Origin of the sequence: Allobosea sp. CS1GBMeth4 (assembly GCF_900185715.1) — a bacterium.
GTDB lineage: Bacteria > Pseudomonadota > Alphaproteobacteria > Rhizobiales > Beijerinckiaceae > Allobosea.
Genome location: NZ_FYAS01000007.1, coordinates 243,782 through 258,619 on the forward strand (window position 1 = coordinate 243,782; position 14,838 = coordinate 258,619).

Below are 14,838 nucleotides of genomic sequence, written 5' to 3' on the forward strand. Positions count from 1 at the left end.
GTCACCTGGCCTTCGGCGCGAGCAGGGCCTTGGCGAGCATGCAGTGGATGCCCTTCGAGCCGTTGACCGTCTGCGTAACGCGCAGGTCGGCAGCGAGGGAGCACAGCGTATAGGCGTCCTCTCGCGACAGTCCCGCGACCTCGCCGATGAGCACGATCATGTCGCGGAGCGCCATCTCGGCACATCGGTCGAGATCGGGATCCATGCCCATCGTGAGGTAATGCGTCGGCGTTTCCGCCCGTGGATAGGTGAAGCTGAGGTCGTCGCGCAGGATGAAGGTGAAGCGGCCCTGCAGAGCGGTTTCGATCGCCGTGACACAAACCTCCCCGTCGCCTTGTGCCGCATGGCCGTCTCCGCAAGAGAACAGACCGCCCTCGGCGAAGACGGGAAGGAAGATCGTTGCGCCCGCGACCATCTCCTTGTTGTCGAGGTTGCCGCCGAAGGCGCGCGGCACGATCGAGGACACGCGGCCCCAGGCAGGCGGCGGCGCGGTGCCCATGACGCCGAAGAAGGGGGCGAGCGGCAGTTCGAGACCCCAGGGCAGCTTGCCAATCTTCGCGTTGAGGTCGAGCGGGATGTGCAGGAGTCGAACGTCGTGAAAATCGCTCTGCAGCGTGCCGGCGAGCGGGCGTATCACATTGTATCCCCAGTCCTGGCGGAGCTGGACATCGTCGATCCGCACCTCGAGCACATGACCGGGCCTGGCGCCTTCGACCGCGATCGGCCCCGTCAGGATGTGGCCCGGCAGGGTCTTCTCGGCATGAGCGTGAACGTCAGCGATCTCCGCAGGCGTGGTGAAACCGGCGCCCGACTCGGGCTGGACCTCCGGCGCGCCCGTCACCGTGTCGATGGTGACGGAGTCGCCGCTGGCGATCACGAGCTTCGGTTTCAGCGTCGCATCGAAGAAGCCCCAATGGCAGGTGGCGCCGCTGGCCTTGAGATGGTGATGTGTCATGCGCTGTCGTCCGCTTCAGGGAGAGGGCAGGGTGTTGGGCAATGGCGTGATCGCCCGAGGCGGCCCGCTGGCGTTGCTGCGCATCGTATAGATGGTGCCCCCCACGACCAGCGCTGCTCCGATCATGGTCAACAGCTGCGGCATTTCGGCGAAGACGAGGTAGCCGCTCGCCGTGGCCAGCAGCAGGCGGACGAAGTCGAGCGGAGCCAGGGCGGAGGCTTCGCCCAGCTGATAGGCGCGGGTGACGCACCATTGACCGGCCGTGCCGACGATGCCGATGCCGATCAGAAGGCCCCATTCGGCCGGCGTCGGATGCGTCCAGAGCAACAGGGCGGGCAGGCCGAGGGCCATCAGCACCACGACGCCCTGCCAGAACAGGATCGTCTCCGTGCGCTCGGTATGGCCCAGAATGCGGACCGAGACGGTGATGCCGGCGCCGAACAATGCGCCGAGGATGGCGAGCAGCGAATAGCCGTTCATCGCTTCGCCGGAAGGCCGCAGCATGATCAGCACACCCACGAAGCCGATGGCCATGGCGATCCAGCGGCGTCGGTCGACCACTTCCCCGAGGACGAGAATGGCGAGCAGTGTCACGAAAAGCACCTGCACGAAGCCCAGTGCCGTCGCCTCCGCCATCGGCAGGGAGATCATGGCGGTGAAGCCGCAGAGCATCGCACCGAGCGAGAACAAGCCACGCAGGATCTGCAACCCCGGCCGTTTCGTGTGCATGATCCGCGGCAGCGCGGGGCCGACCATCACGCCGAGGATCAGCGTCATCACCAGCTGGCGCACGATCAGGATCTGCGGCAGCGGCACCCGGCCACCGGCCAGCTTGATCAGGGTCATCATCGCCGTGAAGACGGCGAACGCCGCGATCATCAGCAGGGTGCCGCGCAGATTGGGCGCCGCGGTGCCCCACCAGCCATGGGCGCGCATGAACAGGCCCGGCCTGCCCACCGTCACGGCCGCGCCGGCGGCGGGGAGCGGCGCCGAGACCGGCCCCTCCGCCGCAAGCTCCTCCGGCTCCATCGCCGGCACCGGAATCTCCTCGCTGGTCGCGTCGAACTCACATCGCAAGGCGTTGCCCTCGCTCATCGGCCGGCCTTGGCGCGGAGTTCGTTCGGCGCGGGGGTCAAGCCGCCTGCCGCAGCGCAGCCACGGCCGGCCGCAGACCGGTCAGCGCGAGCGCCTGCTCGAGCTGCGCGCCGATACGCAGCACCGTCGGCTCGTCGAATGGACGCCCGACGATCTGGACGGCTAGCGGCAGTCCCGATGTCGAGAAGCCCGCCGGCATCGACATGGCCGGATTGCCCGTAACGTTGAACGGCATGGTCTGGATGGGCCAGTTCGGCGGGACGGCCTCCGACATGCTGTCGAAGCGCGCCGCTGGCGCGAGAGCCGAAGCGCACAGGATCGCATCGTAGCGCTTGAGCAGTTCCCGATTGATCGCGACTGCGAGTTCCCGGCGCAGCCGATAGGCCTGAGTGAGGTCGGCGGCGCTGGTCGTCGCGCCCAGGACCATGCGTGTGAAGGTCAGGCGGCCGAAATCCAGGGGCCGCTCGCGGTAATCCTTCTCGTGGATGGCGAAGGCCTCCGAGAACATGATCACCCTGCCGACTGCGTTGAAGAGCGCGTAATCGGGGATGGTTACCTCGTCGACCTGCGCTCCCGCGCGCGCCAGCAGGCCGGCGGCGTTGTCGATGGCGGCGACGACCTCGGGCGAGACGCCTTCCGCTTGCGCGAAGAAATGGCGTGGAAGCGCGATCCTGAGACCGCTCACGTCGCCGTCCAGTCCGCTGCGGAAGTCGGGCTTCGGCACCTCCGCGCTCGCGGGGTCGAGCGGATCGTGGCCGGCGATGACTTCCATCGCGATCGCAGCATCCTCGACCGTCCAGCTCAGCGGACCGCAATGGTCGAGCGTATAGGAGAGCGGGAAGACGCCGCGCCGCGAAACCAGCCCATAGGTCGGCTTCAGCCCGACCGTTCCGCAATAGGCGGCCGGCCCGCGGATCGAGCCGCCGGTATCCGACCCCATCGCCATGCGGCACAAGCCGGCCGCCACTGCTGCGCCGGAGCCTGACGACGATCCACCCGGAATGTGATCGGGGTTCCAGGGGTTTCGCGCCGGCGGGAAGGGCAGATCGAAGCTCGGGCCGCCGAGGGCGAATTCGTGGGTCGAGAGCTTGCCGAGCAGCACGCCGCCGCCTTCCTTCAGCTTCGCCGCGACCACCGCATCGGCTGTCGGGATATTGTCGACGAGCAGCTTGGAGTGGCAGGTCGTACGGATGCCGGCCGTGTCGTAGATGTCCTTCAGCGCATAGGGCACGCCCTGCATCGGTCCGGCATCGACCCCGGCCCGGAAGGCCGCGTCAGCGGCCTCGGCATCGGCGAGGGCGCGCTCGGCCGTCACAGTGATGAAACTGTTGAGCGCACCGTCGAGCGCTGCGATGCGGGCCAGCGCATCCTGGACGAGCGCGGTCGCGGTGACCGTCCCGGCCCGCAGGGCGGCGCCTGCCTCGGCGATCGAGAGTTCGTGCAGGGGTTTGGCCGTCCCGGTGGCGGTCATGTCAGGCGCCTTTCATCAGGGTGACGAGGGAGAAGACATTGGAGGGCTCAGCCGCCGCCGTGCGCGGCTGGCGAAGCAGCGCACACATCCGCTTGAGGTCCGCGTAGCCGGACAGGACCGCGTCCATGCGGTCCGCAGGAACCGTCACGCCGGAGCGGCGCAGCAGCATCTCCAGTTCGAGTTTCAGATCGGCTGCGCTCATCTCGCCCATCGCCAGTCCCCTGTTGCAATGCTCTGGGAACGGTATGCAACCGTCATGCCATAATGAGCATGATTGTATCCAAAATGGCTGGCGCGCGGCGCGGTCGGGTCGGCGGCTGCCCAGATTCTCAGCGCGGCCCTGAGGTGATGCGTTCACGCGCGTCAACCACATGCTGGGTGAATTTGCGTGTGAAGTGGCCGGATGCGAGGGGCTTTCGTTTCGGACTCCCGGGCCGCAGGGCGGCCTTTCGGGCATGTGTCTAGTTTCGCGTCAGTGCTGCATTGGATGCAATCAGGCGCGCATGGCACGGCACTTGCTGCTGGCGGGGAGGCGTCGTCGCCCGCGCTTCGGACGAGGCGACTGCCTTCTCCCTCGGATCAGGAGCGACCGATGCACACCATCGCAATCCCGGACTATGTTCTCCAGCGCGTCGTCGAACGCCGCGGCAAGGTCAGGCTGTTCGAGGCGTTAGAGCCGGCCCGAACGGCGCTGGTCGTGGTGGATCTGCAGAACGGCTTCATGGCGCCGGGGCAGCCGGCTGAAATCCCCTATGCCCGCGAGATCGTGCCCAACGTCAACCGGATCGGCCAAGCGCTGCGGGCGGCGGGCGGCCTCGTCGTCTATATCCAGAACACCATCACCGAGGCCACGCAGGCTGAATGGTGCGTGTGGTTCGACAATTTCACCCGGGGCGAATTCAGGGAGCGCATGATTGCCGCCTTCACGCGCGGCAGCTTTGGTCACGCCATTTATCCGGAGCTCGAGGTCATGCCTCAGGACTGGAGGGTCGAGAAGCAGCGCTTCGGCGCTTTCGTCGAAGGCTCGTCCGGATTGCACGCGCAATTGCAGGAACGCGGCATCGACACCCTGATCATCGTAGGAACCGCCACGAATGTCTGCTGCGAATCCACCGCGCGTGACGCCATGATGATGAATTACAAGGTCGTCTTCGTGTCGGATGCCAATGCCTGCCGCACGGATGAAGAGCACAATGCGACGCTCGGCAACATTCTGGCGCTTTTCGGCGATGTTCAGTCGACCCTGGACGTGATCGCGGCGCTCGACGCCGGTGCAGCGCTGCCGCAGGCGGCCGAATGACGTTCGGCCCGGCCGCTTGTCGGTCGGGCTGCCGCGCCTTTTCGCGAGCGCGGTCGTCGCTCGCGCTCGCTTTATCGGCAAAAGATTGTGCAGCGCAGCACGGTGATTGCGATGCGCTCCTCCGGATTGCCTAGATTCGGCGTTCCGGTGATAAAATTGTGTGCAATAGAGCGGCGGCCGAGTTTCGCTCTCCACCCTTTGCACGGCGCCAGAGCCGTTCGATCTCGGCAGAACAGAGCAAAATATGCGCATATGCGCGCTAATCGGCGCCGCTCCGGCAACATGGCGCCGCGCCGCGGGGAGGTGGGCACTTTAGAGATTGGACACAATTCGCACGACTTGGCACGGGCCTTGCTAAATTCCCGGGACACCGCCGACGACCTCGCCCGCACATTCGGAGGGATCCCCGCATGCTTCGATTCATCAGGACGTACCGTGGTTGCGCTGCCGGGCTCGCATTGGGGCTGACAGCCGCCGTCGCGGCCGTTTCGGCCCCCGCCCGGGCCGAGACCACGTTGCGCGTCGCCATGACGGCGGGCGATATCCCCGATGTGACCGGCCAGCCCGACCAGGGCTTCGAGGGATATCGGTTCGTCGGCTACACGCTCTACGACTCCCTGATCCTGTGGGACCTGTCCCGCTCGGACGTGGAGGCTTCGCTGACGCCGGGCCTCGCCACCAAATGGGAGATTGATCCCAAGGACAACCGGCGCTGGATTTTCGAGCTGCGCAAGGACGTCAAGTTCCACGACGGCTCGGATTTCAATGCCGATGTCGTGCTCTGGAACATTGCGCGCCTGATCGACGAGAAGGTGCCGCACTTCAACGCAAAGCAGTTCGCGGCGATGCGGACCCGTACCGTCAATATCGACCGTGCCGAGAAGATCGATGATTACACGATCGCGATCATCACCAAGGAGCCTGACTCGCTCTTCTACATCCAGATGAGCTTCTGGATGATGATCTCCAAGGCGCAGTTCGAGAAGGCAGGCTCGTACGAGAAGTACGCGCAGATGCCGTCCGGCACCGGTCCCTACCGCTTTGCGGGGATCGTGCCGCGCGAGCGCCTCGAACTGATCCGCAACGAAAGCTACTGGAACCCCCGGCGCATTCCCAAGCACGATCGGCTGGTTCTGCAGCCGATGCCCGAGGCGACGACGCGCGCCGCTGCGCTGTTGTCGGGCCAGGTCGACTTCATCGAGGCGCCGTCGCCGGATACGATCGCGCGGCTGCAGTCGGCCGGCATGCGGGTCATCACCCTGCCTTACCCGCACAACTGGCACTACCAGTTCAACTTCGTCGATGGCCCGTTCAAGGACAAGCGCGTCCGGCAGGCGGCGAACTTTGCCATGGATCGCCGCGAGATGGTCGAGATGCTGAACGGGCTGGCCCAGGAGGGCTATGCGACGGCGCCGCCGAGCTCGCCCTATTTCGGCAAGCCGTTCCTCTACAAGCTCGACCAGAAGAAGGCGACCGCGCTGCTCAAGGAGGCGAAGTGCTACCCGTGCGAGGTCACGCTGGCGATCTCGACCTCGGGATCGGGCCAGATGCAGCCCTTGCCGATGAACGAACTGGTGAAGTCCCAGCTCGAGGCCGTCGGCTTCAAGGTCAAGCTCGAGGTGATGGACTGGAACGCGCTGCTCGACGTGACCTTCAAGGGTCGCGAGAAGTTTCCCGCTTACCATGCCGTCAACGTCAGCCGCGCCACGCAGGATCCTTTCTCGGGAATCTTCCGCTTCGTCATGCGCAAGCAATGGGCGCCGGCTGGCGGCAACTGGGGGCACTACGAGAGCCCTGAGATCGAGAAGCTGATCACCGACATCTACAATACGTTCGACCAGCCCAAGCGGGACGCGATGATCACGCGCGTCCACGAGATCATGAACGAGGACGCGGCCATGCTCTTCGTCACCCATGATCTGAACCCGCGAGCGCTGTCGCCGAAGCTCAAGGGCTTCGTGCAGGCCCAGAGCTGGTTCCAGGACCTGACCCCGATCACGGTCGGCACGACGAACTGACCGGCCCCGCCACCGGAAGGCGGCCCGGCAGGGCCGCTGTCCCGAGCCAAAATGCGATCCAGGACAGAGCCCACCAAAGGAGACCTCCATGTGGCACTACATTGCCCGTCGCATCGTCTACGCGGTCCCCATTGCGATCGGCGTCACGGTCTTCTGTTTCGCGCTCGTCTTCCTGGCTCCCGGCAATCCCGTTCAGATGCTGCTGCCGGCCGATGCCAGCCAGGAGGTCGTCGATCTCATCATGAAGACCTACGGCTTCGATCGGCCGCTGCCGGTCCAGTACTGGACCTGGCTGACGCGGGCGGTCGCCGGTGATCTTGGCGTCTCGATCCAGTCCAACCGGCCCGTCATCGACGAGGTCCTGCGCGCGCTCGGCAACACGGTCTTCCTCTCATTCGGAGCGGTAGTGCTCGCCTTCACCATCGCCTTCGTTCTCGGCACTTTGGCGGCCTATTACCGCGGCGGCGCGACCGACCGCGGCGTCACGGCGCTCTCGATCGTCGGCGTCTCGATCCCGAACTACTGGCTGGGCATCGTTCTGGTCATCGTCTTCGCGGTCGAATTGAACTGGCTCCCCGCCACCGGCATGGGCCCGCGCGGCTCGGAAACCTTCGACCTCTTCAACTGGTCTCACTTCAAACATGTGATCCTGCCGGTCGTCACGCTCTGCATGGTCCCGGTCGGGATGATCACCCGCACCACGCGCTCGGCGGTCTCGGAGGTGCTGGGCAACGACTTCGTCAACACCTTGCGCGCGAAGGGGCTCGGCGAACTGGCGGTGATCCGCCATGCGTTGAAGAACGCCATGCCCCAGATCCTGGCCGTGATGGGGTTGCAGTTCGGTTATCTGATGGGCGGCTCGATCCTGGTCGAGACGATCTTCAACTGGCCGGGTACGGGCTTCCTCCTCAACAAGGCGATCCTGACGCGCGACATCCCGGTGCTGCAGGGCACGATCCTGATCCTCGCGCTCGTCTTCGTCTTCACCAACCTCGTCGTCGACCTGTTCCAGACGGCGGTCGACCCGCGGATCAAGCGTTCCTGAGGAGGTGGCCATGACCGATTTCACGACCGCCACCCGTATCCTCGCCGCCGAAGAGCAGGCTCCGGCCACCCGGGTCCGCAGCTACTGGCAGAATGTCGGCTATCGCCTGCGCTATGACTACGTGACGCTGATCTTCGCCTTCGCCATCGTCCTGATCGTCGCCATGGCGGTCTTCGCTCCCTGGATCGCGCCGAAGGACCCCTACAAGACCTCGATGGCGTTCCGCCTCCGCCCCGTCGGCTTCCGCGACTTCTATCTCGGCACCGACGAACTCGGCCGCGACATCCTCTCGCGCCTGATCCATGGCGGGCGCATGTCGCTGCTGATGGGAGTGGTGCCGGTGGTCTTCGCGACGCTGATCGGCGGCTTCCTCGGCGTGCTGGCGGGCTTCATCGGCGGCCGGCTGAACATGGCGATCATGCGCACCATGGACGTCTTCTACGCCTTTCCCTCGATCCTGCTGGCGGTGGCGATCTCCGGCGCCATGGGCGGCGGGATGATGAACGGCATCGTCGCGCTGACGCTGGTCTTCATTCCGCCGCTCTGCCGCATCGCCGAGACCGCCACCTCGCAGGTTCGCGGGCTCGACTTCGTCGAGGCGGCGCGGGCCACGGGCGGCTCCACCCCTTCCATCATCGCCACGCACATCCTCGGCAACGTGCTCGGGCCCATCTTCATCTACGCCTCCGGGCTCGTCTCGGTTTCCATCCTGATCGCCTCGGGGCTTTCCTTCCTCGGCCTCGGCGTCGAGCCACCGCATCCGGACTGGGGCCTGATGCTCTCGACGCTGCGCCAGTCGATCTACGTCAATCCGATCGTCTGCGCTCTGCCGGGCGTGATGATCTTCGTCACCTCACTCGCCTTCAACATGCTCAGCGATGGGCTGCGCCAGGCGATGGACGTCAGACTGTGAAAGGGGCTGCCATGTCAACGACGACCGCGCCGATCGCCCGCCCGCCCCAGCTCTCTTCGGTTCCGGAAGGGGATCTCCGTGATCGCGGCGGCCCCTCCCAGCCGATGCTGATCGTGTCCGATCTCAGGAAGCACTTTGCGATCAAGGGGGGAGTTCTCAACCGGACCCAGGGGTATGTCAGAGCCGTCGACGGCGTCTCCTTCACCGTGCTCAAGGGCGAAACCCTGGGCGTCGTCGGCGAATCGGGCTGTGGCAAATCCACCTTGGCTCGGCTCCTGATGCACCTCATCCCGTATGACGAGGGCGAGGTGCTGTTCGACGGCGAGACGATCGGCGGTGTCCGCGGCCTGACCATGAGGGAGTTCCGGCGCGCCATGCAGATGGTGTTCCAGGACAGCTACTCCTCCCTCAATCCGCGGCTGCCGGTGGAGGAATCGATCGCCTATGGCCCGCGGGTCCACGGCACACCGGTCTCGCAAGCAAGGCAGATCGCGCGCGAGCTCCTCACCAAGGTCGGGCTCAAGCCCGATCTCTTCGCCCAGCGCTATCCGCACGAGCTCTCGGGCGGCCAGAAGCAGCGCGTCAACATCGCCCGCGCCCTGGCGCTCGAGCCGCGGCTGCTGATCCTCGACGAGGCGGTTTCGGCGCTCGACAAGTCGGTCGAGGCGCAGGTGCTGAACCTGCTGCGCCAGCTGAAGCGTCACTTCAACCTGACCTACGTGTTCATCAGCCACGATCTCGACGTGGTGCAATACATCTCGGACCGCGTCCTGGTGATGTATCTTGGGGAGATCGTCGAGATCGGTCCCGTCGACGCGATCTACGAGCATCCCAAGCACCCATATACCCGTGCGCTCCTGGCCTCGCGGCTCTCCTTCGACCCCGCCGAGCGCGTCCACGAGGCGCCGTTGACCGGCGACCCGCCCAATCCCATCAACCCGCCCTCGGGCTGCCGCTTCCGCACCCGCTGCCCCATGGCGGAAAGCGTCTGCGAGCAGACCTCGCCGCGTCTTGTGGGTGCGGTGCCTGCCGACACGCATGTCGCGGCTTGCCACGTGCAGACCCCCGGATCCGGCCACAGCCTGGCGGGCAAGGCGCCGGTGCTGGTCTCCAGGCCGCAAGCCGCCGCCGCTCTCGCCGCCACCGCTTGAGGACAGGCCGATGACGACAATGACAGCAACCTCCGCCATGACCGGTCCCGTCGCCCTTGCGGCCGCAAGGCCGCTCGTCGAGGTCGAGGATCTCCGTGTCCAATTCGTCAGCCGCGAGGCCACGGTCTCGGCCGTGAACGGCGTCTCTTTCGCGATCCAGCCCGGCGAGGTGCTGTGCATCATCGGCGAATCCGGCTCGGGCAAGTCCGTGACGATGCGCGCGCTGATGCGGCTCCTGCCCAAGGGGCGCACGAGGATCGGCGGCCGGATGCGCGTTGGCGACCATGACATCGTGGGGCTGAGCGACAAGGAGCTGACGCAGATCCGGGGCGCGACGATCTCGATGATCTTTCAGGAGCCGATGACCGCACTCGATCCGGTCTATACGATCGGCCACCAGATCGCCGAGACCGTGGTCAAGCACGAAGGGTGCTCTTATGCCGACGGGCTGAAGCGGGGTCTGGAACTGCTCGAATTCGTCAAGGTGCCCTCGCCGGAGCGTCGCCTGAAGGCCTATCCGCACGAACTCTCCGGCGGTCTTCGACAGCGCGCGATGATCGCGATGGCGCTGTCCTGCCGGCCCCAGCTGTTGCTCGCCGACGAGCCGACGACCGCGCTCGACGCCACCGTTCAGATCCAGGTTCTGGTGCTCCTGCGCAAGCTCCAGCGCGAGATGGGCATGAGCGTGATCTTCGTCACTCACGATCTGGGCGTCGCGGCCCAGATCGCCGATCGGGTCGCCGTGATGTATGCAGGCCGCGTCGTGGAGGCGGGACCGGTGCGCGACGTCCTGATGGATCCGCAGCACCCCTACACCCGCGGCATGCTCGCCTCGTCCGTGCACGGCAGCCCGCGCGGCGTCGACATCGAGGCGATTCCCGGCTCGCCGCCGGATATGCGCCGCCTGCCGCCGGGCTGCGCCTTCGCGCCGCGCTGCAAATTCGCCGACGAGCAGTGCCGGTCTGCGAGCCCGCCGGAAACCTCCCTCGCGGCGGATCGCTCGGTCTGCTGCTTCAAGGCCGGCTCGCCCATCCTGTCGTCCTGAACCATCTCCAGGAAGGAACCTGCCATGCACAAGGTCGAGATTCCCGCCCATGTCACCCAGCGTGTGCTCGCCCGTCGCGGAGTGGAGCATGTCTATGCCGATCTCGATCCCGCCCGGACGGCGCTGATCGTCGTCGATCTGCAGAACGGCTTCATGATGCCGGGCGTCGCGCATGCCCTCTGCGACACCGCGCGCGAGATCGTTCCCAACGTCAATCGCATCGCCGACGCCGTGCGCCGGACCGGTGGCAAGGTGTTCTGGATCAAGAACACCCACGATGAGAGCTGCCTGGCCTCCTGGTCGCATCTCCACGAGGACCTGACGAGGCCGGAGCGCCGCGCCGCTCGCGTGGAGTCCATGTCGGCCGGCAAGCTCGGTCATGAGCTCTGGGCCGATCTCGAGGTCAAGCCGGAAGACGAGATCGTCCAGAAGACACGGTTCAGCGCCTTCATCCAGGGCTCTTCCGATCTCGAGGCGAGGCTGCGGGCGCAGGGCTACGACACGCTGATCATCACCGGCACGGTGACGAATGTCTGCTGCGAGTCCACCGCGCGCGACGCCATGATGCTGAATTTCAGGACCATCATGGTGACGGACGGAAACGCCGCGAACTCCGACGCAGAGCACAACGCCTCGCTGATCGCGTTCTATCTCACCTTCGGCGACATCATGGATACGGACATGCTGATCGCATGCCTGGAGAGCAACGCCCGCTTCAGCGAGGCGGCCGAATAAACCGGCGCACGCGCCCGCAGCCTAGAGAAGCCCATGTCTGCTCTGCCCAAAGTCGCGGTCGTCGGGACCGGCGGCACGATCTGTTCTGTCGGAGTCGGCCCCTTCGACATCCTCGACTACGGCGCCAACGAGACGATGCTGCACGCCGACGCGCTCGTGGCAAAGTTCCCCGAAGTCGCCCAGCTCGCCGAGATCGTCGCCGTTCCGTTCAAGGCGGTGCCGAGCCCGAACATCTTCTTCGACGATTGGAAGGCGCTTGTCCTGACGTGCGATCGTCTGGTCGCCGAGCATCGCGATCTCGCCGGGATCGTGATCCTGCACGGCACCGCGTCGCTGGAGGAAACCGCCTATTTCCTCAGCCTCACGGTCAAGGTATCCGTGCCCGTGGTCGTCGTCGGCTCGCAGCGCCCGGCGAGCGCACTCTCGACCGATGCCGGGATGAATCTCGCCAATGCGATCCGGACCGCTGCCTCGCCTGAGGCGCGCGGCCTCGGCGTTCTCGTCCTCCTCAACGACGAGATCCACGCAGCCCGAGAGGTCACCAAGACCTCGACTTTTCGTCTGCAGACCTTCCGCTCGCCGGATTTCGGCGTTCTCGGCCATGCCGATGGCGATGCGGTCGTGTTCTACCGGCGGCCGATGCGGCGCGCGGCCCCGGACACCGAGTTCGACATCCGCGAGCTCGCCGCCCTGCCGCGCGTCGATATCGTCCTCGCCTATACCGGCTCGGACGGCACGGCCGCGCGCGCCCTCGTCGCGGCCGGCGCCAGGGGCATCGTCTCCGCCGGCTTCGCTCCCGGCTTCGCCGGCCCCGCCGATTTCGAGGTCCTCAAGCAGGCGGCGGCGGACGGCGTCGTGGTGATGCAGTCGACCCGCGCCGGATCCGGCCGCACATTCAAGGGCAAGCGCCTGCGCGAGGCCGGCTTCCTGACGACGGACAATCTCACCCCGCAAAAGGCGCGGCTCCTGCTCGCGCTGGCGCTGACGATCAGTGCCGAGCCGGCCGAGATCGAACGCGCCTTCCTGACCTATTGACGATGGGAACGATCCTGAAGGCGACCCTCGGGGAGGAGCGTGACGCGCGGCGCGGCGTGGTGATGATGCTCGTCGGTCTCGCGCTGTTCTCGATGCTGAACGGCGTGGTCAAGGCGCTGGCCGAGAGCTTTGCGGTCAACCAGATCGTCTTCTTCCGCAACGGCATCGCGCTGATCACCCTGCTGATGATGGCGCGAGGGCTGGGTGGCGTGTCGGCGTTGCGCGTCCGGAACCGGCGGGGCATGGCGCTGCAGGCGGTGCAGTTCACCGCCGTGCTGCTCTTCATCTTCGTGGCCTATCGCCACATGCCTCTGGCGGACGCCACCGCGATCTCCTTCCTGCAGCCGGTTCTGGTGATGCTGCTCTCCGCACCGCTGCTCGGCGAGAAGGTGACGCGGCTGGGCTGGCTCGCGCTGCTGCTCGGGCTGGGCGGCGTCCTGCTGATGGTGCGGCCGAGCGGCGGCGGCAGCCTCTTCGGTCTCGGCATGTCGGTGATCGGCACGGTCTTCAGCGCGCTCTCGCTGATCCAGCAGCGCAATCTCTCGCGCAACGAGACGTCGCTCGCGATCGCCTTCTGGACCCTGGCGGGATCAGCCTTGCTGGTGCTGCCGAGCCTGCCGTTCAACTGGGTTCAGCCGACGTCCGCCCAGTGGGCCCTGCTGATTGGCAACGGCCTGGCCTCGGGGGCCTGCCAATACCTGACCACCCGCGCGCTCTTCCACGCGCCCGTCGCGATGATCGCGCCCCTGTCCTACACCAAGATGTTGTGGGCGCTGATCGTCGGCTTCGTCTGGTTCGGGGACGTGCCGACCATGCTCGTGCTCGCCGGTTCGGCGATCGTCATCGCGGCGAGTGCCCTTGTCTATCTGGCGCCGAGACCCGTGCCCGCGGCGGCTCGGCTCGAAGAGGCCCCATGATCTCCCCGATCTCCTCGATCGCCGCTTGGTTGGACGACGTCCGGGCCGGTTTCTCCGCCCTGAAACCGTCGCGCTTTCCGTATCGGCGCTTCTGTCTGGCTCTGGTGCTGGGCTTCGGCGGTGGTCTGCTGTTTCTGCGCCTGGCGCTTCCGCTGCCCTGGATGATGGGGCCGATGCTGACCTGCACGGTCGCGGCGCTGATGCGCGTGCCGGTCGCGGCGCCGCCGGTCATTCGCCCGCCCATGACGATGGTGATCGGCGTCATGCTCGGCGCCGCCTTCAGCCCCGATCTGATGACCCGCATCCTGCAGTGGTGGCCGGCGATCCTCGGGCTGCTGGCCTTCATCACGCTCTGCGGCGGTTCGGTCGTCTGGTATTTCCGCAGGGTGGGCGGCTATGACCGGACGACGGCTTATTTCGCCGGCATGCCCGGCGGGCTGGTCGAGATGATCAGCCTGGGGGAGGAGCGTGGCGGTGACGGCCAGGTCATCGCGCTGGTCCATTCGGTTCGAATTCTGCTGATCGTGATGACATTGCCCTTCGCCATTCAATGGCTGGAGAGCGTGTCGCTGAACCGGATGGCGGGTGCCGTCTCCCTGTTTTCCACGCCCGTGATCTCCGAGCTCTGGCTTTTGGGCTGTGGTCTCGCCGGCTGTTTCCTCGGCTATAGGCTCAACCTGCCCGCCAGATATCTTCTCGGGCCGATGCTCGCCAGCGCCCTCGTCCATCTCGCGGGGTGGAGCGACTTCAAGCCGCCATTCGAGATCGTGAACGCCGCGCAGCTGATCCTGGGGGTGGTCATCGGTTGCCGCTTTGCCGGCACGCCGTCGCGAACCGTCGGACACATTATCCTGCTCTCGTTGGGGTCGACCGCAATCCTGCTGTTCTGGACGGCTGTGTGCGCCGGCGCGGTATCCTGGCTGACCGAACATCGGGCCATCTCGCTGCTGATGGCCTATTCACCCGGGGGGCTCGCCGAGATGAGCCTGATCGCGCTCGCGGTCCAAGCCGAGGTCGCCTTCGTGGCCGCTCATCATATCATCCGCATCTTCGTCGTGATGGTCGCGGCCGCCCCCGTCTACGCGTTGCTGGACCGCCTCCGCAGCCGCGGTATCGAAGCCGGCTCGTCGCCGTCACGAATTCCGGCGGAGTGAGCTG

14 protein-coding genes are annotated in these 14,838 nt (G+C 66.2%); 10 read left to right on the forward strand and 4 right to left on the reverse strand.

Translation table 11 applies throughout. The features are described 5' to 3' along the window. Position 1 precedes the first annotated feature (1 nt). The 4 genes from CS1GBM4_RS04545 to CS1GBM4_RS04560 are packed head-to-tail and all read right to left on the reverse strand — an operon-like array spanning position 2 to position 3,732. Positions 2-955, reverse strand: coding sequence for an acetamidase/formamidase family protein (locus CS1GBM4_RS04545; RefSeq protein ID WP_186417486.1), 954 nt, complete (start codon positions 953-955; stop codon positions 2-4). Between the two features lie 15 nt (positions 956-970). Beyond that, a complete protein-coding gene (locus CS1GBM4_RS04550) occupies positions 971-2,050 on the reverse strand; it encodes a DMT family transporter (RefSeq protein WP_186417487.1) in 1,080 nt (359 codons plus the stop codon). Between the two features lie 37 nt (positions 2,051-2,087). After that, positions 2,088-3,521, reverse strand: a complete 1,434-nt coding sequence (locus CS1GBM4_RS04555) for an amidase (RefSeq protein WP_186417488.1) — start codon at positions 3,519-3,521, stop codon at positions 2,088-2,090. Position 3,522: 1 nt separating this feature from the next. Next, on the reverse strand, positions 3,523-3,732 hold the full coding sequence (locus CS1GBM4_RS04560) for a hypothetical protein (RefSeq protein WP_186417489.1): 210 nt from the start codon (positions 3,730-3,732) through the stop codon (positions 3,523-3,525). A gap of 381 nt (positions 3,733-4,113) precedes the next feature. Between CS1GBM4_RS04560 and CS1GBM4_RS04565 the strand changes: the two genes are divergently transcribed. The 10 genes from CS1GBM4_RS04565 (at position 4,114) to CS1GBM4_RS04610 (ending at position 14,834) form a co-directional block, all read left to right on the forward strand. Next, positions 4,114-4,821: an isochorismatase family cysteine hydrolase gene (locus CS1GBM4_RS04565; RefSeq protein WP_186417490.1), complete on the forward strand. Its 708-nt coding sequence runs from the start codon at positions 4,114-4,116 to the stop codon at positions 4,819-4,821. Positions 4,822-5,231: 410 nt separating this feature from the next. Then, positions 5,232-6,839: an ABC transporter substrate-binding protein gene (locus CS1GBM4_RS04570; protein ID WP_186417491.1), complete on the forward strand. Its 1,608-nt coding sequence runs from the start codon at positions 5,232-5,234 to the stop codon at positions 6,837-6,839. An 88-nt stretch (positions 6,840-6,927) separates the two neighbouring features. Further along, positions 6,928-7,884, forward strand: a complete 957-nt coding sequence (locus tag CS1GBM4_RS04575) for an ABC transporter permease (RefSeq protein ID WP_186417492.1) — start codon at positions 6,928-6,930, stop codon at positions 7,882-7,884. 10 nt (positions 7,885-7,894) lie between these two features. Continuing rightward, positions 7,895-8,797 carry an ABC transporter permease gene (locus tag CS1GBM4_RS04580; RefSeq protein WP_186417493.1) on the forward strand — a complete coding sequence of 301 codons (903 nt, stop codon included), beginning with the start codon at positions 7,895-7,897 and terminating at the stop codon, positions 8,795-8,797. A gap of 104 nt (positions 8,798-8,901) precedes the next feature. Further along, positions 8,902-9,948 carry an ABC transporter ATP-binding protein gene (locus CS1GBM4_RS04585; RefSeq protein WP_244607056.1) on the forward strand — a complete coding sequence of 349 codons (1,047 nt, stop codon included), beginning with the start codon at positions 8,902-8,904 and terminating at the stop codon, positions 9,946-9,948. Between the two features lie 37 nt (positions 9,949-9,985). Next, positions 9,986-10,993 carry an ABC transporter ATP-binding protein gene (locus tag CS1GBM4_RS04590; RefSeq protein WP_186417495.1) on the forward strand — a complete coding sequence of 336 codons (1,008 nt, stop codon included), beginning with the start codon at positions 9,986-9,988 and terminating at the stop codon, positions 10,991-10,993. 24 nt (positions 10,994-11,017) lie between these two features. Then, positions 11,018-11,728, forward strand: a complete 711-nt coding sequence (locus CS1GBM4_RS04595) for an isochorismatase family cysteine hydrolase (RefSeq protein WP_186417496.1) — start codon at positions 11,018-11,020, stop codon at positions 11,726-11,728. A 33-nt stretch (positions 11,729-11,761) separates the two neighbouring features. Next, positions 11,762-12,763: an asparaginase gene (locus CS1GBM4_RS04600; RefSeq protein ID WP_186417497.1), complete on the forward strand. Its 1,002-nt coding sequence runs from the start codon at positions 11,762-11,764 to the stop codon at positions 12,761-12,763. 2 nt (positions 12,764-12,765) lie between these two features. Further along, positions 12,766-13,680 carry a DMT family transporter gene (locus CS1GBM4_RS04605; RefSeq protein WP_186417498.1) on the forward strand — a complete coding sequence of 305 codons (915 nt, stop codon included), beginning with the start codon at positions 12,766-12,768 and terminating at the stop codon, positions 13,678-13,680. Then, the gene (locus CS1GBM4_RS04610; RefSeq protein ID WP_186417499.1) at positions 13,677-14,834 is read left to right on the forward strand and encodes an AbrB family transcriptional regulator; all 1,158 of its coding nucleotides are present in this window, start codon (positions 13,677-13,679) and stop codon (positions 14,832-14,834) included. Before CS1GBM4_RS04605 ends, CS1GBM4_RS04610 begins: the two co-directional genes overlap by 4 nt. Positions 14,835-14,838 lie beyond the last annotated feature (4 nt).

Coding starts and splice junctions, on each gene's coding strand:
- CS1GBM4_RS04545 (WP_186417486.1), bottom strand. CDS start 955: ATGACACATCACCATCTCAAGGCCAGCGGCGCCACCTGCCATTGGGGC.
- CS1GBM4_RS04550 (WP_186417487.1), bottom strand. CDS start 2,050: ATGAGCGAGGGCAACGCCTTGCGATGTGAGTTCGACGCGACCAGCGAG.
- CS1GBM4_RS04555 (WP_186417488.1), bottom strand. CDS start 3,521: ATGACCGCCACCGGGACGGCCAAACCCCTGCACGAACTCTCGATCGCC.
- CS1GBM4_RS04560 (WP_186417489.1), bottom strand. CDS start 3,732: ATGGGCGAGATGAGCGCAGCCGATCTGAAACTCGAACTGGAGATGCTG.
- CS1GBM4_RS04565 (WP_186417490.1), top strand. CDS start 4,114: ATGCACACCATCGCAATCCCGGACTATGTTCTCCAGCGCGTCGTCGAA.
- CS1GBM4_RS04570 (WP_186417491.1), top strand. CDS start 5,232: ATGCTTCGATTCATCAGGACGTACCGTGGTTGCGCTGCCGGGCTCGCA.
- CS1GBM4_RS04575 (WP_186417492.1), top strand. CDS start 6,928: ATGTGGCACTACATTGCCCGTCGCATCGTCTACGCGGTCCCCATTGCG.
- CS1GBM4_RS04580 (WP_186417493.1), top strand. CDS start 7,895: ATGACCGATTTCACGACCGCCACCCGTATCCTCGCCGCCGAAGAGCAG.
- CS1GBM4_RS04585 (WP_244607056.1), top strand. CDS start 8,902: ATGCTGATCGTGTCCGATCTCAGGAAGCACTTTGCGATCAAGGGGGGA.
- CS1GBM4_RS04590 (WP_186417495.1), top strand. CDS start 9,986: ATGACCGGTCCCGTCGCCCTTGCGGCCGCAAGGCCGCTCGTCGAGGTC.
- CS1GBM4_RS04595 (WP_186417496.1), top strand. CDS start 11,018: ATGCACAAGGTCGAGATTCCCGCCCATGTCACCCAGCGTGTGCTCGCC.
- CS1GBM4_RS04600 (WP_186417497.1), top strand. CDS start 11,762: ATGTCTGCTCTGCCCAAAGTCGCGGTCGTCGGGACCGGCGGCACGATC.
- CS1GBM4_RS04605 (WP_186417498.1), top strand. CDS start 12,766: ATGGGAACGATCCTGAAGGCGACCCTCGGGGAGGAGCGTGACGCGCGG.
- CS1GBM4_RS04610 (WP_186417499.1), top strand. CDS start 13,677: ATGATCTCCCCGATCTCCTCGATCGCCGCTTGGTTGGACGACGTCCGG.